Source organism: Uliginosibacterium gangwonense DSM 18521 (genome assembly GCF_000373965.1).
Lineage (GTDB): Bacteria > Pseudomonadota > Gammaproteobacteria > Burkholderiales > Rhodocyclaceae > Uliginosibacterium > Uliginosibacterium gangwonense.
Map to the genome: position 1 here is coordinate 59914 of NZ_KB892867.1, position 18658 is coordinate 78571.

At 55.2% G+C, this 18658-nt stretch carries 19 protein-coding genes; 9 read left to right on the plus strand and 10 right to left on the minus strand.

The window, feature by feature from the left end:
* Positions 1 to 179 precede the first annotated feature (179 nt).
* A complete protein-coding gene (locus tag B145_RS0121700; RefSeq protein ID WP_018610197.1) occupies positions 180 to 695 on the plus strand; it encodes a GFA family protein in 516 nt (171 codons plus the stop codon).
* A gap of 258 nt (positions 696 to 953) precedes the next feature.
* On the opposite strand, the gene B145_RS0121705 is transcribed toward B145_RS0121700, so the two are convergent.
* The gene (locus B145_RS0121705; protein WP_033407903.1) at positions 954 to 2723 is read right to left on the minus strand and encodes a cytochrome c3 family protein; all 1770 of its coding nucleotides are present in this window, start codon (positions 2721 to 2723) and stop codon (positions 954 to 956) included.
* 559 nt (positions 2724 to 3282) lie between these two features.
* Positions 3283 to 4044 carry a LexA family transcriptional regulator gene (locus B145_RS27850; protein ID WP_018610200.1) on the minus strand — a complete coding sequence of 254 codons (762 nt, stop codon included), beginning with the start codon at positions 4042 to 4044 and terminating at the stop codon, positions 3283 to 3285.
* Positions 4045 to 4151: 107 nt separating this feature from the next.
* Here B145_RS27850 and B145_RS26630 point away from each other — a divergent pair, with 107 nt between their 5' ends.
* From B145_RS26630 to B145_RS0121730, 3 genes are all read left to right on the plus strand, one after another.
* On the plus strand, positions 4152 to 4424 hold the full coding sequence (locus tag B145_RS26630; protein WP_018610201.1) for a transcriptional regulator: 273 nt from the start codon (positions 4152 to 4154) through the stop codon (positions 4422 to 4424).
* A 73-nt stretch (positions 4425 to 4497) separates the two neighbouring features.
* A complete protein-coding gene (locus B145_RS0121725; protein ID WP_018610202.1) occupies positions 4498 to 4689 on the plus strand; it encodes a hypothetical protein in 192 nt (63 codons plus the stop codon).
* Positions 4667 to 5194: a hypothetical protein gene (locus B145_RS0121730; protein WP_018610203.1), complete on the plus strand. Its 528-nt coding sequence runs from the start codon at positions 4667 to 4669 to the stop codon at positions 5192 to 5194. The genes B145_RS0121725 and B145_RS0121730 overlap by 23 nt, the downstream gene beginning before the upstream one ends.
* A 178-nt stretch (positions 5195 to 5372) precedes the next feature.
* On the opposite strand, the gene B145_RS0121735 is transcribed toward B145_RS0121730, so the two are convergent.
* Together B145_RS0121735 and B145_RS27050 are read right to left on the minus strand one after the other, a co-directional pair.
* Positions 5373 to 6035 carry a DUF3313 domain-containing protein gene (locus tag B145_RS0121735; protein WP_018610204.1) on the minus strand — a complete coding sequence of 221 codons (663 nt, stop codon included), beginning with the start codon at positions 6033 to 6035 and terminating at the stop codon, positions 5373 to 5375.
* Between the two features lie 242 nt (positions 6036 to 6277).
* Positions 6278 to 6847 carry a TetR/AcrR family transcriptional regulator gene (locus B145_RS27050; protein ID WP_018610205.1) on the minus strand — a complete coding sequence of 190 codons (570 nt, stop codon included), beginning with the start codon at positions 6845 to 6847 and terminating at the stop codon, positions 6278 to 6280.
* Between the two features lie 309 nt (positions 6848 to 7156).
* Between B145_RS27050 and B145_RS26635 the strand changes: the two genes are divergently transcribed.
* Positions 7157 to 7654, plus strand: coding sequence for a GNAT family N-acetyltransferase (locus tag B145_RS26635; RefSeq protein ID WP_157288579.1), 498 nt, complete (start codon positions 7157 to 7159; stop codon positions 7652 to 7654).
* Between the two features lie 145 nt (positions 7655 to 7799).
* On the plus strand, positions 7800 to 9218 hold the full coding sequence (locus B145_RS0121750) for a coniferyl aldehyde dehydrogenase (protein ID WP_018610207.1): 1419 nt from the start codon (positions 7800 to 7802) through the stop codon (positions 9216 to 9218).
* 61 nt (positions 9219 to 9279) lie between these two features.
* On the opposite strand, the gene B145_RS27855 is transcribed toward B145_RS0121750, so the two are convergent.
* Complete coding sequence (locus tag B145_RS27855) at positions 9280 to 9714, minus strand: DUF4124 domain-containing protein (RefSeq protein WP_018610208.1); 435 nt, start codon at positions 9712 to 9714, stop codon at positions 9280 to 9282.
* Between the two features lie 28 nt (positions 9715 to 9742).
* Positions 9743 to 10351, minus strand: a complete 609-nt coding sequence (locus tag B145_RS0121760; RefSeq protein WP_018610209.1) for a sugar O-acetyltransferase — start codon at positions 10349 to 10351, stop codon at positions 9743 to 9745.
* Positions 10352 to 11060: 709 nt separating this feature from the next.
* Here B145_RS0121760 and B145_RS0121765 point away from each other — a divergent pair.
* A complete protein-coding gene (locus B145_RS0121765; protein ID WP_018610210.1) occupies positions 11061 to 11459 on the plus strand; it encodes a hypothetical protein in 399 nt (132 codons plus the stop codon).
* 125 nt (positions 11460 to 11584) lie between these two features.
* On the opposite strand, the gene B145_RS0121770 is transcribed toward B145_RS0121765, so the two are convergent.
* The gene (locus B145_RS0121770) at positions 11585 to 12154 is read right to left on the minus strand and encodes a hypothetical protein (protein ID WP_157288580.1); all 570 of its coding nucleotides are present in this window, start codon (positions 12152 to 12154) and stop codon (positions 11585 to 11587) included.
* Positions 12155 to 12385: 231 nt separating this feature from the next.
* On the opposite strand from B145_RS0121770, the gene B145_RS0121780 reads away from it, so the two are divergent.
* Both B145_RS0121780 and B145_RS0121785 read left to right on the plus strand, forming a co-directional pair.
* Positions 12386 to 12769, plus strand: coding sequence for a FlxA-like family protein (locus B145_RS0121780; protein ID WP_157288581.1), 384 nt, complete (start codon positions 12386 to 12388; stop codon positions 12767 to 12769).
* A 109-nt stretch (positions 12770 to 12878) separates the two neighbouring features.
* Positions 12879 to 13094 carry a hypothetical protein gene (locus B145_RS0121785; protein ID WP_018610214.1) on the plus strand — a complete coding sequence of 72 codons (216 nt, stop codon included), beginning with the start codon at positions 12879 to 12881 and terminating at the stop codon, positions 13092 to 13094.
* Between the two features lie 160 nt (positions 13095 to 13254).
* On the opposite strand, the gene B145_RS0121790 is transcribed toward B145_RS0121785, so the two are convergent.
* The 3 genes from B145_RS0121790 to ptsP form a co-directional block, all read right to left on the minus strand.
* The gene (locus B145_RS0121790; protein ID WP_018610215.1) at positions 13255 to 13632 is read right to left on the minus strand and encodes a glutaredoxin family protein; all 378 of its coding nucleotides are present in this window, start codon (positions 13630 to 13632) and stop codon (positions 13255 to 13257) included.
* A 125-nt stretch (positions 13633 to 13757) separates the two neighbouring features.
* Complete coding sequence (gene ptsG / locus B145_RS0121795; protein ID WP_018610217.1) at positions 13758 to 15533, minus strand: PTS glucose transporter subunit IIBC; 1776 nt, start codon at positions 15531 to 15533, stop codon at positions 13758 to 13760.
* A 27-nt stretch (positions 15534 to 15560) separates the two neighbouring features.
* On the minus strand, positions 15561 to 18083 hold the full coding sequence (ptsP, locus tag B145_RS0121800; protein ID WP_018610218.1) for a phosphoenolpyruvate--protein phosphotransferase: 2523 nt from the start codon (positions 18081 to 18083) through the stop codon (positions 15561 to 15563).
* Positions 18084 to 18658: the final 575 nt, after the last annotated feature.

Sequence of the window (18658 nt, forward strand, 5' to 3'; positions counted from 1 at the left end):
TTCAGCGAGCAATCGGACTGTTGCCCGGAAATGTGCCGTAAAAACCCGGCCTGGTGCGATATATCCAGGCATAGCCGGGGCGCCATGCTGTTGAAATACCATTGGAATTTTATGTGATGCTGTGGCGGGCTGCTGATTGGTGCCACAGTGGGATCTCAGTCTCATGAAAGGTCTTGCCCATGCTTCCATCCCAATCTTTTCCCGTTGAAGGTGGTTGTGATTGCGGGGCGGTGCGCTACCGTATTGAGGCCGCGCCGCTTGTTGTGCATTGCTGCCATTGCACATGGTGTCAGCGTGAGAGCGGAGCTGCCTTTGCCCTGAATGCAATGATTGAATCTGAATATGTCACCAATCTGGGGTGTGAGCCAGAAGTGGTGCACACCCCTTCGGCCAGTGGCAAGGGACAGGGCATTGCGCGTTGTCCTCATTGTCGTATTGCAGTGTGGAGCTATTATGCCGGGTCGGGGCCGTTGGTGAAATTTGTACGCGTGGGTACGCTGGATCAACCTGGATTGTTTCCACCTGATATACATATTTTCACCTCCAGCAAACAGGCATGGTTGCAATTGCCTACGGATGTGCCCACGGTGCCAGAATACTATGAGCGCGAGCAATACTGGTCGCCGCAAAGCCTTGCCAGATCAGCGATTCTGCTCCCTAAAATCCGCGCCTATCGCGTCCGGGGTGGGCAATAGTGCGCCTTATTGCATTGTGCGGTATCGATGGGGACGGCTTACTATCCCGCCGGAAACTAGGATGGCGGATATCATTTGGAATATGACGCAACTGGGCAAAGCTTCCCAAGCCGATTGCGGAACGCGCATTGAGGATTGTGCGTGAAGTGAAAGCCAAGAACACGACCAACTGGGAATGAAGCTTGTCACTTAGGGCTTCGATCTCGCCCAGACAGATCGATCTGCCTGGGCGAGATCATGGCATCCAAAGTTCAGGCGTTACGGCTTGGGGCCATTGTGACAGGTATAACAGCCGATGGCAGTACCTGCTGCGAGGTTGATAGTCTTGTTCTCAATCTTGAAGCTGCGGCTGGTTTTGGTTTCCGACAGCGCACTGCCACGGTAATCGGCACCGTGACAGGCCGTGCAGCTTGCCGTTGAGTTCTTGACGCGATCCCCGTGGCCGCTGACCCATGACTGGCCTACCGTGTGCATGCCGTGCGGGCCTCCATTGGGGGTCATGGGGACGGTGGCATGGCATACCGTGCATTCGATGATCACCCCGGCATGCCCCTGGAGTTGCTTGGATTGCAGATTGTCATTGTCATGCGAGCTGCTCCAAGTGTTATTGTCGGCACTATACTCGGCATGTGTGGGGCCGTGGCAGGCTTCACATTGCAGGTTGCCGTGTCCGGTACTGAAGCGGAAAAGCGAGAAGCCTGCCTGGGGGGTGTTGGCCGTTGTGGCAAAGCGGGTGTCGGTTACCGAGCGTAGTTCGCCGGTTGCCAGATTAGTCACGGCTGTGGTTTCGCGTTTTCCGTCGTGGTGGCAGGCTTGGCAATTAGGCTCCTGTAACCAGCCTGTGCGGGTGGATTGGCCCACTGCGGCCATATTGCCATGGCAGCTTTGGCAGTCCAGCCCGGTGGTATTGCTCATGGCACCACGCAAACACTTGGTTTCTGAACCCGGATGGCATGAATAGCATGCGCTGCGGTTGCCGATTGCATCGAGTTTCAGTTTGCTTACCGGGTCGGTCACCGTGCTATGCAGACGATGCATGGCGGCGGTCATGGCGGAGATGGTGACGGATTTTCCGCCGACCGTTACCGTAAATCCAGGGGAATTCAACGCATTGGAGCCGTGGCAGGATGCACAGAGTGCGGGTGTGCCAGCTTCTGCCCGTGCGGCAAGGCCATTGGCACCAGAGCCGGAGGGGCTGAGCTTGGCCAGTGCCGCCTGATAGACGGCATCGTTGGCATGCTTGTCATCATGCAGGCGCAGGATGTTCTTTTTCCAATCCTTCTCTACGTCGGCTGTATAGTTGGCCCAGCCGCGAACAGGGGGCCGTGCCGAAGCGTTGGAATTGCTGGCATGGCAGCTCTTACAACTCATTTCGTCGGAGACAGGCAATACTGTCTGCGTGCTGGCCAGCACTTTTCCTGCGCTATCTTTGGCGACGACTTTGACCATGGGATAGTAATTCTTGTTCAGACTATCGTCATAGGGCGTCAAGGGGATGCCTTCGGCAGCAAACCACTTCTGCGTGGCATTGTAGGTCATTGCAGCCGGCGTTTTGCCGGGAACCGGGTTGCTGATGCTCGCATCGTTTAGATTCAGGCCGTGATCAGCCTTTGGAGCCGCTCCGTACAGGCTGCTGACATACTGCCAGAAATTGGTCTTGGTGGAAGATACCGTATTGATCGAGCCCGAAGGGTCTGCCAGAGCCTCATAGGTCAGGGAGATTCCTGAATTGACCTGCTTACCGGTTGAGGTGTTGATGACCTGTGCGTGCAGGTTGTTGTACGGGGGCAGGATAGACATGACCGAGTAGTCTTTTCCATCCATGCAGTGCATGCCAAGATCGTTCCAAGCCAAGACCGAATACGTTGGCGTGGTGCTGCTCGCTGCAAGCGTACTGTTGGTGATGGAGGTGTCAGTGGCGGCCGAGCTACTGACGGTTGAGCTGCTGTTGGTAGAACCGCCGCCGCAGCCAGCCAGCATCAGGGCCGCGACGAGCGACAAAAACTGAGTCTGGGTGCGTAACCGCATTGGTAATCTGTAAGGCATCATGCTTTCCCCTTTTTCTTCAGATGCTCCGTCATATCGGTGGGTGTCATACTGCAAAACTCAAACTGCCATGGCAGCGCCGCCCATGCTTTCAGTGCTGTGCCGCATACCGCATCGGGTGGATTGCCGTTGCAAAAATTGCTGCGGAACAGTCTGGTGATCAGCGTTTCTGGCCAAAGTCGTTTCGCTCCCTGCTAAACGATTAATAGATTGATGAAACTATATAACTTGTTAACGATATTAAAGTCAATCAGAGTATTCTTACTACCGATAATCGGTATGTTTATAAAATTGACTTATACCAAGCGCGTGGAAATCAAAAAAGTATTTGAATGCTGCCTGAATCCACTTATGCAATAGGAAAGTGGAACTTACTTTGAGTCTGCCGCTGGGGGGACGTGGTGGCTGCGAGAATTGCTTTGCCTTCTCTCGGCTTGTGGAATGACGGTGGCTTTACGGCGTCTGCATACGCCTTGGGTGAGGTGCTGAGGGGGAGAGGCCATCCGCCCGCCGTTTGGCATGGGCGGATGGGAGAGAGGCGTCAGTCGTCGGTATCGGCCTGGAAGTGAACGATGGCGCCGAGTACGCGAAGTGCATCCATATGCTCCAAGGGGATGCTCCAGTCAGGGTGGCGGGTTTTGTCCGGGTTGTCGCTACGTACCGTCACCGAACCATCAGGCTGGCGGAACAGGCGCTTGATGAAGAATTCGCCCATGTAGTCGATGGCGTGACGTTTGCCGCTACGGATGTGGGTCATGGTGGTGTCCAGCGTTACCGAGCAGCCATCAGGCAAACCAGGAAGCATGGAATCGCCATCGACTTTCATGGTGACCAGGTGTTCGGCACTCAGGTGACGGCGCTGTATCCATTCCCTGCGGTAGCGGTTCTGCTTGCCGTTAGGTTCGATCTCCCATTGTAGGCGCCCGGTGCCAGCGGAGAGTTTGAGCTCCAGGGTGGGGACGACGACTTCGTCCTCTTCAACCGGGTCATCGTCATCCACCATTTTGACGGAGCGTGCCTCGTGCGAGAGGTTGCCGCCTTCCGGCACCCCCAACAGGCCCTGCAACGCTGGCCGGATCTCGGTGGGAGAGACCATGAGCATGGCGGCAAAGCGTAGGGTAGCGTCGGTATTGAGGGGGATGACGCCATTGAGGAAGTGGCTCACCGCGCCCTGAGTGCTGAAACCCAGGATGCCGGCGGCCTTCTCTTGCGTCAGCCCGAGGGCGGACTTCTTTTCGTCCCAGATTGCACGCAGCCTCTTGGCCGCAGCTAGGTCTTCGTCGGTGAGGGTACGTTTTTTCATAGTGTTTTTAGTTTATTAGAGCTGCTATTTGAGCGCAAGCATTTTGTGTTGAACTAATTAAATACTAATGATATTATTTGTCTCATAGAAACGCACAAATAATACCTATGAAACTACAATCCTATCTTTCCAGCCATGGCTGGACGCAAGGCAAGTTGGCTCGGCGTCTGGGGGTGACCCAAGGGGCGGTGAGCCAGTGGCTCAAGGGGGTAAGGCCCATTCCCATCGAGCGTTGTGTGGAGATTGAGCAGGCCACTGGCGGCGTTGTGACGCGTCAGGAGTTACGTACCGACTGGGCGTTGATCTGGCCAGAGCTATCTGTCGTGCTTCGCCGTGAGCTTGAGGCACGTAAGGCCGTCGTGCAGGAAGGTGGGAGCTGAGATCCCGTCCATTCATTCCACCAAACCGGAGTTCGGAAGTCTGATGACATAAATAAGAAAACGGAGAAACGCAATGGCATATCAACCTACTCCGCTGGCCCGCATGCAGACCAGCAAAGAAGACCCGGAAGACACCAAACGGCAAGGCTGGCAACGGCACGGCATCCTCGTCGTTTCACCCGAAGACATCCGCTTGGACTGGATGCAACGCGAATTCATCAAACAGATAGGGGAACAGCTCTATGGCACGCAGCAACGTGGTTGAAAAAGTCCGTTTCCCTGGCGGTGTGCGGCAAGCCCTAGCCTGGGCAATAGCCACTGCTACGCGGGATGGCTACATCACCCCCAGCCTTTCGCGTTTGATGGGCGCTGGGCGGGCCGCTAATGTCGGCCTATCGCAAATGGAGCGACACGGCGAAGCCACCTTCATTATTGGTGTGGTTGAGCGCCTCACCGAAGTGCAGCAGGCGGTTGTCTGGTTCCGCACAGGGGTACTCCCGCGTGATGTGATGCAGGCTCTGGCTGCCTACCTTGGCCCCTATGTCGCCCGGCACATGCCAACGGGGATGCACTCCCAACGCGCCATGCGGGACGCCATTCTCAAAACCGCTGGTCTTGGCCCTGGTATCCGTGCCTTCAAGCAAGAACTCCATGCCGGGCAAGCAGTTGCCAGCGAATACCTTAAAACCGTTGCCGAAAAACTCGATGCCATGGGCTTGATTGCAGAAGCGGAGGTTGAGCGGGATATGATCGCGCGGGGCTGGATTTAAGCGTTGAGTGTGGAAGATGTATTTGCCAGGCCAGTACCTGAATCCAGTTGTTAATGCCGTAAATGGATGACTGAGGTGGAAGCCAGCCCATGGGTTGGCTTCCATTCAGGCATTGGGTGGTGTACAAAAAGCAGAACGGCATGCACAATTTGTTCATGCCGTTTGTATGTGCCTGCGCTTACTTGATTTCTTCAAGTAGTGCGTTTGCGCCCTTCTCAATACCGGTTCTTGCTGCGTGCAGGGAACCAAAGCTGGCTGTGATATTCATGGCGCGAGGGTACTGCTTGGTGAGGTAAGCGTTCAGGAGTTGGTTGTTGGACGCATCGTAAAGCTCCACGGCATACATGACGGAGCCCGTCAGCAGCGGTTCTCTGCCTCGCACGGATTGCACAACGTTATAAAGGCCTCCACCAATGTCAAAGTGCAGCAGTGTGCTGAGTACGGGCGTACTGGTGTCTGCACCCGTTAAAACCAGTTTGAGGCGTAATGTGTCTGGTCTGGGGGTGCGGACGAGTTCGAAGCGTTTGCCCAGTGTGTCTGCGAAAGTGCTTTGCATGTATTGGGCGAGTTCGATTTTGTCCACTTCATCCATGTCGGCAAATTGGTGGTCTGCTCCATGGTAGATTGTAACAGGGTCAATGATGATGCTTTTGTACTTCTGATGATCAAACTGGGTGGTGTAGCGATAGGGCTTGCGATCTGAGGTGCCGTTGGGGTTGGGGGCCATCTGGGCGCTTGAAGAAAGCTCCGAATAGGCGGTGGGCTGTACGCTTGCGCATCCCACCAGGGATGCCAGAAGAATGATGACGGACAGTTGCCGGAGCTTGATTGTTGGTTTCATAAGACTCTCCACGTAGAAGGTTGTTGGATGGGGTGGTGATAGGGCAGGGGGTGCAACTCATGTGCGAGCCACTATATCGGAGCTTGCTTTTAAAGTAAACCGTCTGGACGGTTTGTTTGTTAATCTAGATTTACACGAACGTGTAAGGGATTGGCGGGGGCAGGGGGAGGCGCGTGGAAACAGGGCAGCGCACCGCTACGGGTGCGCCGTATTACTTTTAGCAGGCGGCAGGATTCAGCTGTTTAGTGCGTGGAGGCAGGAGGCCATTGGCTGTCATCATGCAGTCGCTTAAACAGGCGTTCGCAATCCTGGTTGTCTAATGGACTCATGCCGAACATGGTACTCAGGGCAAGCCCCATGGCGGCAGACCAGCGTAGCAAGGCTAGATCGGGGTCTGTAGTCTCTGCTTTGATTGCTTGAATTTTCTCGGCACTGGAGCTACGCACAATGGACATCAGCGTGGGGTCTTCCGCCAACGCAGCCATAATGGCGTATGCGACGGAGTGCGGATTGATCACCGTTTCCCTCATGGTGGCGATTTGTGTGGCCAAGCTGGCTTGTGCCTGTGTTGGCTCCAGGCTTGCCCGATACTGGCGCGAGAAATCCTCAAAATACTCGATCTGGTAGTCCAGCAGCCCCTTGAGCACAGCCATCTTGGTGGGGAATTGATGCATCACTCCGCCTTTGCTGATGCCGCTTTCGCGTGCAATCGCATCGAAGGTAAGCTGACGCGGACCGTCGCGGGCGATGATGGCCAGCGCTGCCTGGAGGATCGCCTTGCGTGAGCGTTCTGAGCGAGAGGGGTTGTCCATGGTATGTTGAGCGATGGCTGCCCATCGGCTAGGCCAACTAGTTTGATGTGGCAAAACGACTATTCTACACTTTCGCTCTGGTTTGCCGGAATCCGATTGGCGGAGGGTGCAATAGACCGTGGTGATTTTGTGAGGGCTTTTCTGTTGTAATAATCCTTGCTTTCATGCCTGCATTTCCCATGTAACATGATGTGCCCTGTTTGATATGATTATTTCAAGCCTATGCTGTGTACCCGCAGTATTGGTTTGCAGATTCGGAATGGGGGTACGTGTTAGCCGGATCAAGTTATGGTGAAAAAGGTTGAAAAAATGCATGTTGATATAGAAATTGGGCGGGCAGGTATGGATGATCTGGATGGCATACGGTTGTTGCAACAGATCAACCATGCTGACAATGGCGGGCGTTTATCGGCATGTAGATCAAGAGAACAGATCATGGCGGCTATGGGCGAATTGCCGCAGATCGTGGCGCGGCGCGGTGATCAGGTGGTGGGCTTTCTGCTTACCACCTTGCGCAAAGCCGGTGGCAGTGTTCCGATTCTTGAAGCGATGTTGAAGGCATATCCTGGCGCAGTAGATGCTTACATCTATGGCCCAATCTGTGTGGACGAAGCCTTGCGTGGGCAGGGCGTTGCGCAGGCCATGTTTGATGAACTGCGCCGTCAATTGCCAGGGCGGGAAGGTCTTCTGTTCGTGCGTGGCGACAACCCCGCTTCACTACGCGCGCATCAGAAAATGGATATGCGCGAGGTTGCCTGCTTTATGTTCAACGGGGTCGAGCATGTAGTGTTGGCGTATCGGGGATAGGGCTGCATGCTGGTGGAGAAGAACCATCACTGCTCGTGATTTGTTGCTAGACGACCGGTCTAATATTTGAGATACTGTTTCCCATGCAGAGGGCAAACCATTCGGGTTTATGCTCTTATTGGCAACAAAAACAAAGGATTAGACGATGAGTGCTCTAGACCCCCTTTCCCAACTCCCCTTGATTGTGGCTTCGATGAAGCAGGCGCATTTGGCGGCTGGCCCGGCGGATGCAGCTTTGCGGCGTGATCGCCTGGAGCGGGCGGCCCGCCTGCTGCTGGAGAACCGTACCGCACTGGTGGCTGCGGTGGATGCGGATTTTGGTCATCGTGCCGGATATCAGACCTTGGCAGCGGATATTGCTACGCCGCTGAAGTCAATCCGCTACGCACAAGCGAATCTGGATGCGTGGATGCAGCCTGAAGTGCAGGCACCACCTGCGCCAGGGATGCAGGCCCGCGTGGAATATCAGCCATTGGGTGTGGTCGGAATTATCAGTCCGTGGAATTTTCCGCTCAATCTGGCTTTCAGCCCCTTGGCGGGAGTATTGGCGGCGGGCAATCGTGCGCTTATCAAGCCTTCGGAATTGACTCCTCGCACAGCAGAATTGCTTGGTCAATTGATTGCACGTTACTTTGACCCGATGGAAGTGGGCGCTGTGTTGGGTGATGCGGCGGTAGGCGCGGCGTTTAGTGCCCAGGCGTTTGATCATCTGGTGTTTACCGGCAGTACCGCAGTGGGGCGGCATGTAATGCGGGCGGCGGCAGAAAATCTCGTACCTGTGACCTTGGAGTTGGGTGGAAAATCACCTGTCATGATCGATGCAGATGCGGATATTGCTATCGCCGCCGCCCGTACCCTGACGGTGAAGACATTCAATGCCGGACAGATCTGCATTTCTCCCGATTATGTGTTGTTACCTGCTGCGCAGCAGGATGCCTTTGTGGCACAGGCGCGGCTATTCATGAGCGAGGCCTTCCCCAAGCTGCAAGCAAATCCGGACTATACCAGCATCATCAATGAACGCCATTTTGCGCGCCTGCAAGCCCTGCTGGAGGACGCCCGCACCAAGGGCGCGACGGTGGTGAGCCTTGCTCCCGCAGGTGAGGCAGAAGTGGACCCCGCCACGCGCAAGCTTGCGCCGGTGCTGGTGTTGGGTGTACGCGATGATATGCGCGTGATGCAGGAAGAAATCTTTGGCCCCATCCTGCCATTGGTGGCCTATCAAAACCCGGCGGAGGCGATTGACTATATCAATGCCCATCCACGTCCGCTGGCGGCGTACTATTTTGGCACGGATGCGCAACGTCAACGGAATTTTGCTGATCACACTGTTTCAGGGGCGTTGGTTGTAAATGATGTGATGACGCATGCATCAGTGGAAACGGTGCCTTTCGGTGGCGTAGGCCCATCAGGCATCGGTGCGTATCACGGTATTCATGGTTTCCGCCGCTTCAGCCATGCACGTGCGGTGGTGGTGCAAAGCGAGGGGGGCGAGTCCAACCTGCGGCTACGTGCGCCGTACTCAGAGAAAGAAACCCAGCTCGAAGCTTTGTTGCAGGGCTGATGCCAACAGCGTTGTGGGCTGTGTGAAGGGTACAGACGCTCCGCGTGGAGCGTCTGCCTACCTAGTTGCTGCAAGCCTTGCGTTTCTCCTGGTCGGCCGCATCCACCGCCGCAGCACGGGCGGCGTGGTTGCTGTAGGAACCGTCTACGGTTTCCTGATATTTCTTTTGTGCGGCTTTGCACTTGTCTTCGGCTTCTTGCTTCTGTGTGTTGCCAGCGCTGCGTTCTTTTTTCTCGCGCGCCAAGCGCTCGTCAGCCTGCTTGGCCAGTTCGCTGGTACCAGTGTTTTTCTTTGGATCGTTGTCGCTGGGTGGCAATTGGGTACTGGAGAAATTGATCTGCTGTGTGCCGCTTTGATTTTCCGGTGGCTTGTCCGAATAATGGATGACACCGTTTTTATCTTTGTACTTGTAGATTTCGGCACTTGCGCTCTGTGAGGCAAGCAACATCGCACAGGCCAGCGCCAGTGCGGGGAGGGCAGTGTGAAGTTTGCTCATGATGGGCCTTTCGGAACCAGGGTACAGTTCAATAGTCTTCAACATCAAATATACGGTCTTTATAGTAGTATTTTCGGTCTTCGTCTGTAATGGAGCGTAACACTCGGCAGGGATTGCCTGCTGCGACCACGTTGGCAGGCATAGCTTTGGTGACTACGCTGCCAGCGCCTATTACCGTGTTCTCGCCGATACTGACGCCTGGATTGACAATGACATTGGCACCAAGCCAGACGTTGTGGCCGATCTGAATTGGAATGCCGTACTCATAACCAGAATTGCGGGATTGCGGATGCAATGGGTGCCCCGCCGTGAGGATCGAAACATTCGGTGCAAATTGCACGTTGTTGCCAATCGTGACCTTGGCTACATCCAGAATCAAGCAGCCGTAGTTGGCGTAGAAGTTTTCACCGATTTCGATGTTGTAGCCATAGTCGCAGCGGAAAGGCTGTTCGATATTGAAGTTCTGCCCGATTTTGCCAAGCAGCAAACGCAGCAGGCGTTGGCGTTCTTCCACCTGGCTGGGACGGCAGTTGTTGTGATCGAAGAGGATCTCCTTGGCACGCATGCGCTCTTCGCTCAAGCCGTCCAGCCAAGCCTTGTAAGGCAGGGCTGCAAGCATCCGATCACGTTGGTTCATCTAGTGCCTCGACTGATAGGTTTTAGAGTTGGGATAAGCATGCCACAGCGCCCGGATGCTGTGTAGTCGTCATCCGCCAAAGGGCAGACGGTGGGGATGAGGCGGTTGCCGTTTCCAGACGTGCTTGATATCGCTCAAACCGGTAGGACCTGATGCAGCAATGTTTGCACAACGCGGAGCAGTTGAAGTGCTTGCGGGGAGAAATATCCTGCTGCTGCCTTGTGAGCCATGAACACTATGGCTGGATAGGCGACAAAAAATCGGAATGTACGGAATTTATCCTGTCTTAACGGCATTTTTCGGGATATCTGATTGGAATTTGGTGTTTCTCTGTGGGAATTAGCGTCACCTCCGTGTAGAGGTGGTGTTGGTTTGCCCTTGAAAACACATCTGCTATGAAAACGTTTTCATTCAAATGATAAGATGATGTTGTGCGAAGCTCATGGGTTGCAAAACATCATGCCATATCCTGAAATAACTGCTTTGCGTGGCTTGTGGCGCATATGTCATATGCCCTTTTGGCTGCGGCGTATTACCTAGTGTGGGGTGATGTACATCTGCAATGTATGCCCATATGTGAAGAAGATCACAGATTTTCTGCTTTTGTTCTGATAATAAAGTGGTCTATATCGATGTATGCGTGTCCAGCCATCCGTCAAGAGGTGCGCGGTGCGTATGCCAACCTCTTTATTAGAGCAAGAGTACAGCCATGCTTGGATTTATTCAGACTTTGTTTGGCAGGCGTAAAGATCCTGGGCTTGATCAGCCCGTTGAAGAATTCACGACTACTATCGCTTATCCTGATGGCACAAAGCGTAACGGTTATCATTCTGAAGTCCCCAAAGCCAACCGGATTGATCCTGTGATCAATGAAATGCTGAAGGAATTGGCCGAGCGGCACCCCCGTATTGCTGAAAACATTGCAGCAACTTGGGGATCGCAGAGCTATGACCAATACATGGCCTCGATCCTCTTTGATGAACGGGCGATGGACAAGAATCACCATTACACCGCCCGTGCTGGATTCAGCCTGGAAGTAATGTCGCTGTTGATGCGATTGCAGGACGAGCATCAATCGCGCTTTGGCAACCGTGATTACAAGTTCTGATGATGTTTCGGCATGAACTCGGGTGTGTGTGTTTCCCCTCGCTGTGGGGGCTGTGTAGAGGGGGTCTAGATTGGGATGTGAGAAAGCTCGGTTTTAGCCGTGGCATAGCGTGCTTTTGGCCCACACTAATCGGATATCCAGACATGTTTCCAATTTTGATGGATATGGCAATACGCAACTCCCGAGGATTCTGGCGTTCCAAAGATTGCAGCGGGGTAGGGGCATTTCATTGTGCGCATTTCGCCGGATTGTAAAGGGCTATCCAGTGCCTTTGTCCTTCGATAGATACCCGGTTTGCCTGTCTGCACATAGAGTCGAGCGTGTTCCCCCGGAAACTCGCCTAACGTTTTGAACTGCCAGCCTTTGCCATGCGTCAGTGCAATGACCACCAGGGCGTCATCGCCACGACGCGTTTTCAAGTTGAGTAGAAAATCTTGCCTGCCATCGCCATTGAAATCCCCATGGGCGATATCGGGGCAGGTACGCCCGTTCAACTTATTGTCTGCAATCGGCAGGTGAAAGGCAGGGAAGAATTTCGCCAAGCTGGTCTGGAGAGGAATTGGAAGCAGCTTATTGCATGCATCTGCGGCGAGTACATCCTGTGCATGCCAGATGCAAATGACTGCGACCAGCATTCCTAAATGCCGCCTTTGCCGCACTGTCGTGTCAAATACCAAGGATGGTAATGTATTCATGTTCCTGAAGCGTTTCCTTGAGCCATGTGATCAGTTGTTCCCGATCCATGGCGAGCAGTGCAGGAGTGTATATAGCGTAATGAGTCTCAAAGTCGCTTTTGGCGTCTTCGCTTATCTGGAGTTCTGTGTTGCCAAATAACCAGGTTACATTGTTTCACATCGGCTATAAAGATTTTTACAAATATGCCGAAATGGGGTACATCAAGTTTCTAAACCTACATGGGGGTTGTCATGCCGGTTACTGCCACTGCCAACACGATTGCCGTCACACGCACAGCCACAGCCAAGCAAGCTGATGACACGGGGGCGGGCAAGGGCAGTACGTTGGATATGCTGCAGCGTCGCCTGCGGGAACTTACCAAGCAACTTCAGGAGACGATGGCCTCGGATATGGATGCTGCCCAAAAGGACAAAATGGTGAAAATCCTGCAGGAAGCCATCAAGCAGGTACAGCAGCAAATCGCGGAAGCCATGAGAAAAGAAAAGCAGGATCAGCAGGCCAAGGCTGCTCAATCAGCCCGGCAAGCGCAGGGCAGCACCCAGCAGCAGGCCGCGCAAACGAGTCGTAATGCCCTGCCCGGCAGCGCAGGCGGTGTGTTGGATACCTTTGCCTGAAAGGTTTGTTGCAGCTATGTGCACACCATTCTCTTGACTACAATGAAATCAGGAGATCTGCGTGGTGCCTGTTTGTCTGCTGCGCACAGGTTTGGCAAGGAGGTGTGTCATGACAGTCATTCAATTTGATGTCGAGTTGAAAAGTGTGGTGATGGATGCGCAACGTGAGTGGTTGCGTACCTTGCAACGAGAGCCTGAAGCCATCGCCGACACGATTCTGAAGTGGGTAGCACATCCCCAAATTGGTAATACCGTGGCCTTTGATGTCGACCAGGAGTTTGTTGACTACCTGCATGAGAAAGACATCCCGATTGAGGAGGATTAAACCGTTGCGGTACGCAATGTGAGGCGCTTCTCTGCGAAGGTTTTTAAAATCTTACTTGGTAATTAGCTCAAATTTAATAGCCGCAACAAGTATCTTTTGCTGTGGCTTTTTCAATATGCATATGTATGGTTCTTCCGTAAGTGCCTTATCTGGATTCGCATTACCCTTTTAAGGCGCTTAAAAACTCGTCAGAGTCAAACCCATTTTTCATTTGATATTCTTTGCCACCCCGGCGGATTACCAAGAATGGTGTTCCATCGGCGCCATATGCCTTGAATTCCGCTTCGCAGCGCTGATCTACGCTCATATTGCATTCGGTAAAAGCGAAACCATATTGCTGTAGCCAACCCTTGGCTTGGGCGCAATACGAGCATTCGTTGGTGGAATACATGATGACCTCTTCAGGCTTTACGCTGGCTGCCAAGGTCTGGATTTGGGCTTCACTGAGTTCGGCTGTGCTTACACCGTTGCTCGCGTAGTGCGTCCAGCCGTAGTAGGCGGCGAAGAGGATGAGGAAGGTGACAAGAAGGGTTTTCATCGTGAGCGCTTTGTTCAGACTTTCCGTTAGTTTGCTGTAGTCATGATGCTAAAGCATAAGTTCTGCGCGGGAAAGGAACAATAAAAAAGCAGCCCGAAGGCTGCTTTTGGGGGAGGTAGGTGTGCTTACTGCATGGCTGCTGCGAACTGGTCTGCGGCGGCACCGAGGATGAGGTGGTAGGTGCCGTTGGCGACCTTCATTGAGGCATTCACGCCAGCCTTGGCGGCAGCGGCTTCATTGAACTGGGCCGGATCGGCCAGTTCGACGCGCAAGCGGGTGTAGGCGACGGCTTCGAGCTTGCGCAGGTTGGCCTTGCCGCCGAGCGCGGCGAGCAGCGGGGTGGCTGCTTCACGCACCCAGGCTTCGATTTCGCCACTGCTGGCCGGGGCGGCTTCAGCGGGTGCGGCTTGCGGGGCTGCGTTGCCGGGGGTAGCGTCGGCTTCCGGGCCTGCGACTTTCAGGTAATCTTGAATGTCAGTCTTGAGGATATCGGAGAGCGGGCCAAAGATGGCCTGAATGCCCTTGCCTACGACGACGACACCGCTTGCACCCAGTGCTTTGAGGCGGGCTTGGTTGACATTGGCGGGATTGGCAACGGCTACACGCAGACGGGTGATACAGGCGTCCAGGCTGGTGATGTTGCTGCGGCCACCGAAGGCGAGCACAAGCTCACGCGCCTTGCTGTGCTTGTCACTGCTGCCAGAGCTGGTGGCGACGACGACGGTGGGGGTGTCTTCACGTCCGGGGGTCTTGAGGTTGAGCCACTTGATGGCAGCGCGGAAGGTGGTGTAGTAGATCACCGAGTAGATCGGGCCCAGGATGAGCACCAGCCACCACTTTTGCGAGTTGGGGTTGATGACGTTAAACACCACGAAGTCGATGCCACCTTGCGAGAAGGTGAAGCCCATGTGGGCGCCGAGTGTGGCCATGATGAATTGGGCACTGGCGACCAGTACGGCGTGGATGCCGTAGAGAACCGGGGCTACAAAGAGGAAGGCGAATTCGATCGGCTCGGTGATCCCGGTGAGGAAGGAAGTCAGCGCGGCCGAGATCATCATCCCGCCAATGGCGACACGGTTTTCAGGCTTGGCCGAATGCCAGATGGCAATGGCAGCAGCAGGCAGACCCCACATCTTGAAGAGGAAGGCACCAGACAGGATACCGGCGGTGTGATCCCCTGCGAAGTAGCGTTGGATGTCGCCGTGCACAACGTGGCCGGCTGCATCGGTGTAGGAGCCGATTTCATAGAAGAACGGGGCGTTCCAGATGTGGTGCAGACCGAATGGCACAAGCATACGTTCCACGAAACCGTAGATGGTGGCGGCCATACGCGGGTCACTCACAGCAGCCCAGTGGGAGAACACGTTGATCTGGTTCTGAATCGGGGGCCACACGACGGACAGCACAATACCCAGCGCGATGGCGCCCAGTGCCGTGATGATGGGCACGAAGCGCTTACCAGCAAAGAAGCCCAGGTAGGGGGGCAACGTGATGCGGAAGAAGCGGTTGAACATGAATGCTGCCAGGCCGCCGGAGAGAATGCCGCCGAATACGCCGGTGTTCATGGAGGGGATGCCCATGATGGGTTTGGGATCAATGCCCCACACCCCTGCCATGACGCCCATAGTGGCGAGCATGACGGTGTAGCCGACCAGTGCGGCGACTGCAGAGACGCCGTCATTTTCCGTCAGCCCGAGGGCGACGGCGATGGCGAACAACAGTGGCATGTTGCCAAAGACGACATCGCCTGAGTTTTTCATCAGCTCAGAGACGATGTGGGGAATCCAGGAAAAATCAGCAGCGCCGATCCCCAGCAGCAGCCCGGCCACTGGTAGCACCGCGACCGGCAGCATCAGCGATTTGCCGATCTTTTGCAGGAACGCAAACAGGTTGTTGAACATAACAGTACGACTCCAGAAAAAATGAGGTTACTCAGCGAATCCAGCCAGGCGTGCGCGCACTTCGGCGGCGGTGCCCATTTGCAATACTTCAGCTGCCAGGGCCTGACATTCGGTGTATGACAGCCGCTTGACCTGTGCCTTGATGGAGGGAATCACCGGCACGGAGGCCGACAATTCATCCACGCCCAGGCCGATGAGCACGGGTACGGCGATTGCATCGGAGGCCATGCCACCACACACACCTACCCATTTGCCATGCTTGTGGGCACCTTCAACAGTCATCGCAATCATCTTGAGCACAGCCGGGTGCAGGGCGTCAGCCTGCTTGGCAAGCTGAGGGTGCCCACGGTCCATCGCCAGGGTGTATTGGGTGAGGTCGTTGGTGCCGATGGAGAAGAAATCTGCTTCACGGGCCAGTACGTCGGCCATGGCTGCAGCAGAGGGCACTTCAATCATCACGCCTACCTTGGCGGTATGCCCGGTGGCTGCCATCTCTTCTGCAAGGATGGCGCGGGCGGCACGGAATTCGGCCACGTCGGCAATCATCGGGAACATGATGTGCAGATTACCCAGCGGTGCAGCACGCAAAATGGCGCGCAACTGGGTGCGGAACATGTCTGGGCGATCCAGGCTTACGCGCACACCACGCAGGCCGAGGAAGGGGTTGTCTTCCTTGGGCAGCGGCAGGTAGGGCAGGGGCTTGTCGCCACCCACGTCCAGGGTTCGGATCACCAGGGTGCGGTCTGGGCCAAGCGCTTCTGCCACGGCCATGTATTCAGCGGCCTGTTCATCTTCGGAGGGAGCCGTTTCACGGTCATCGAAGAGGAATTCGGAGCGCAGCAGGCCAACACCTTCGGCACCCTTGGTGACGCCATCACGTGTTTCGGCTGCATTGCGCACGTTGGCAACCACTTCCACGCGGTGACCATCGCGGGTGATGGCCTGTTCGCCAGACTGGGCCATTTCCTGCGCGCGGCGCTCGGCCTGTTGGGCCATGCGGGTGCGGGCGTTGGCAATGTCTTCAGCGCTGGGGCGGGCATACAGCACGCCCTTGCTGCCATCAAGCACGACTTCGCTGCCGTCTGCCAGTCCCATCACGGCAGCATCAATGCCGCAGATGGCGGGCAGCCCGAAGGAGCGGGCGAGGATGGCCACGTGGCTGGTGGCGCCACCAGTGGTGGTGCAGAAGCCCAGTACCTTGCTGCGATCCAGCGAGGCAGTGTCGGACGGGGTGAGTTCCTCGGCGATCAGGATGGAGTTTTCCGGCACGCTGATCTGTGCCTGGGTAACGCCAGCAAGCAGCGCCAGCACGCGTTGGCCGACGTCACGGATGTCGTTTGCACGCTCGCGCAACAAGGCGTTGTCCAGGCTGGCAAGCGAGGCTGCTTGTTGCGTGAAGGCCGCACGCCAGGCAAAACCAGCGCTCTTGCCTGCATTGATGCCTGCAATGGCGGCGTCCAGCAGTTCCGGGTCTTCCAGCAGCTCAAGGTGGGCAGACAGAATCTGCGCCTTGGAGGGGGCTGCCAATTCGGCCTTGAGTGTGTCGATCTGCTGATGGGCGTCGTGCAGCGCGGCCTGGAAGCGGGTACGCTCCTGCTCGGCAGAACCACCGAATTCGGCCACTTCAATCACGTTCTGGCGGAAATGGGCAATGCGGCCCACAGCCAATCCAGGGGAGGCGGAAACCCCTGCCAGTTCATTGGGGTTGCTGCTGGCAAACTTCACTGTGGCCACGGGAGCAGGGGCGGGTGCTGCAGCGGGGGCTTCACCCGGTTTTTCGCCACAGCCGCTGGCGAGCAGGCGGGCCAGTGCCACGGTAGCCTGGGCGGCATCGGCGCCAGTCGCCTTGATGCTGACAGCGTCATTCTGCTTGGTCGACAGCGCCATGATTGCCACGACCGATTTGGCGTTGGCCTCTTGCGAGCCCAGCACCAAGCGGACATCGGAGACAAATTTCTTTGCCTCGGCCGCTAGCACTGCAGCCGGGCGGGCATGCAGGCCAGCCGGGTTGGGCAGCGTGACGGTGTCGGAACTTACACTTGAACCCCCAACGCTACCGCCTTGGGCGGTGGCTGCGTTAGCCAGATCCAGTGTCAGTACCACATCTTTGCCTGCCACGACCTTGCCGTGTGCCTGTTGCAGGCGGGTGATCTTTTCGCCATTGGCAATGATGATCTGGGTGAGCAGGCTACGGGCGCGCAGTGCCACCAGATCCGCATCAAAGCGGATCACCGGTTGCCCTTGCGTGACCACATCGCCCATGCGCACCAAGGGCGTGAAACCAGCACCCTTGAGCAACACGGTATCCACGCCAATGTGGACCAGCACCTCGACACCTTCGGCCGTGGTAATAGTCAGTGCGTGGTGCGCATCATGCAGTTGGCTGACGCGGCCCGCCACCGGGGCCAGCATCTCGGTGGAGGTGGGGTCCAGCGACACACCATCGCCCACCATCTTCTGGGCGAATACGGGGTCGGGAACCAACTCCAGGGGCGTTAAAACCCCTGAGAGTGGCGCCATGACCACGAGTCGGCCTGAGGGTGCATTCATGGGAACTCCTTCGACAGAAATCAGTAATACGAAGCTGAAATACGACGACCTTCATTAGTTGTGTAGTCTAACAAAATCAATCAATAAAATTGATCTTTATAGTCGTTATTTTTTTGAACATGTTCAAGTCTTTTGTTGCGTATCAAGCCAAATGTTTGTTCAAGGGTAAACCCCAGAAGAAAAACTTTCCCAATCATGCACAAAGTGGGAAATTCCAAATAAAACAGGAACTTTTAACCACAGCCGCTACAGGGGAATAGCCAGGGTGAAGCGTGATTCCTGGTAATTTGGCTCCGTAAAGATCAGCCAAACTCCAAAAAATGGAATGCACCCTATCTGATTGCGAGACGCTCAAACAAGCACGTGGATGAGCAAATTGCCAATTTATTAGTCGAATTTATGAAATGCAAGCGGTTGCAAAATAAATCCAAAAATCAATTATTGTAATTAGTCCATGTGTACTGCAAAAAAATCCATATTTATAGATTGGCAATTTTGCATGAGGCCGCCAGCTGTTTCAAACGCGCAATGTTTCAAGATAGACGATTGCGGAGCAGAAGGAACTGTTCGCCCCA

What these genes read in the sequence shown, in the direction of transcription:
- B145_RS0121700 (WP_018610197.1), top strand. Translation starts at nt 180, where the DNA reads ATGCTTCCATCCCAATCTTTTCCCGTTGAAGGTGGTTGTGATTGCGGG.
- B145_RS0121705 (WP_033407903.1), bottom strand. Translation starts at nt 2,723, where the DNA reads ATGCGGTTACGCACCCAGACTCAGTTTTTGTCGCTCGTCGCGGCCCTG.
- B145_RS27850 (WP_018610200.1), bottom strand. Translation starts at nt 4,044, where the DNA reads ATGAAAAAACGTACCCTCACCGACGAAGACCTAGCTGCGGCCAAGAGG.
- B145_RS26630 (WP_018610201.1), top strand. Translation starts at nt 4,152, where the DNA reads ATGAAACTACAATCCTATCTTTCCAGCCATGGCTGGACGCAAGGCAAG.
- B145_RS0121725 (WP_018610202.1), top strand. Translation starts at nt 4,498, where the DNA reads ATGGCATATCAACCTACTCCGCTGGCCCGCATGCAGACCAGCAAAGAA.
- B145_RS0121730 (WP_018610203.1), top strand. Translation starts at nt 4,667, where the DNA reads ATGGCACGCAGCAACGTGGTTGAAAAAGTCCGTTTCCCTGGCGGTGTG.
- B145_RS0121735 (WP_018610204.1), bottom strand. Translation starts at nt 6,035, where the DNA reads ATGAAACCAACAATCAAGCTCCGGCAACTGTCCGTCATCATTCTTCTG.
- B145_RS27050 (WP_018610205.1), bottom strand. Translation starts at nt 6,847, where the DNA reads ATGGACAACCCCTCTCGCTCAGAACGCTCACGCAAGGCGATCCTCCAG.
- B145_RS26635 (WP_157288579.1), top strand. Translation starts at nt 7,157, where the DNA reads ATGCATGTTGATATAGAAATTGGGCGGGCAGGTATGGATGATCTGGAT.
- B145_RS0121750 (WP_018610207.1), top strand. Translation starts at nt 7,800, where the DNA reads ATGAGTGCTCTAGACCCCCTTTCCCAACTCCCCTTGATTGTGGCTTCG.
- B145_RS27855 (WP_018610208.1), bottom strand. Translation starts at nt 9,714, where the DNA reads ATGAGCAAACTTCACACTGCCCTCCCCGCACTGGCGCTGGCCTGTGCG.
- B145_RS0121760 (WP_018610209.1), bottom strand. Translation starts at nt 10,351, where the DNA reads ATGAACCAACGTGATCGGATGCTTGCAGCCCTGCCTTACAAGGCTTGG.
- B145_RS0121765 (WP_018610210.1), top strand. Translation starts at nt 11,061, where the DNA reads ATGCTTGGATTTATTCAGACTTTGTTTGGCAGGCGTAAAGATCCTGGG.
- B145_RS0121770 (WP_157288580.1), bottom strand. Translation starts at nt 12,154, where the DNA reads ATGAATACATTACCATCCTTGGTATTTGACACGACAGTGCGGCAAAGG.
- B145_RS0121780 (WP_157288581.1), top strand. Translation starts at nt 12,386, where the DNA reads ATGCCGGTTACTGCCACTGCCAACACGATTGCCGTCACACGCACAGCC.
- B145_RS0121785 (WP_018610214.1), top strand. Translation starts at nt 12,879, where the DNA reads ATGACAGTCATTCAATTTGATGTCGAGTTGAAAAGTGTGGTGATGGAT.
- B145_RS0121790 (WP_018610215.1), bottom strand. Translation starts at nt 13,632, where the DNA reads ATGAAAACCCTTCTTGTCACCTTCCTCATCCTCTTCGCCGCCTACTAC.
- ptsG (WP_018610217.1), bottom strand. Translation starts at nt 15,533, where the DNA reads ATGTTCAACAACCTGTTTGCGTTCCTGCAAAAGATCGGCAAATCGCTG.
- ptsP (WP_018610218.1), bottom strand. Translation starts at nt 18,083, where the DNA reads ATGAATGCACCCTCAGGCCGACTCGTGGTCATGGCGCCACTCTCAGGG.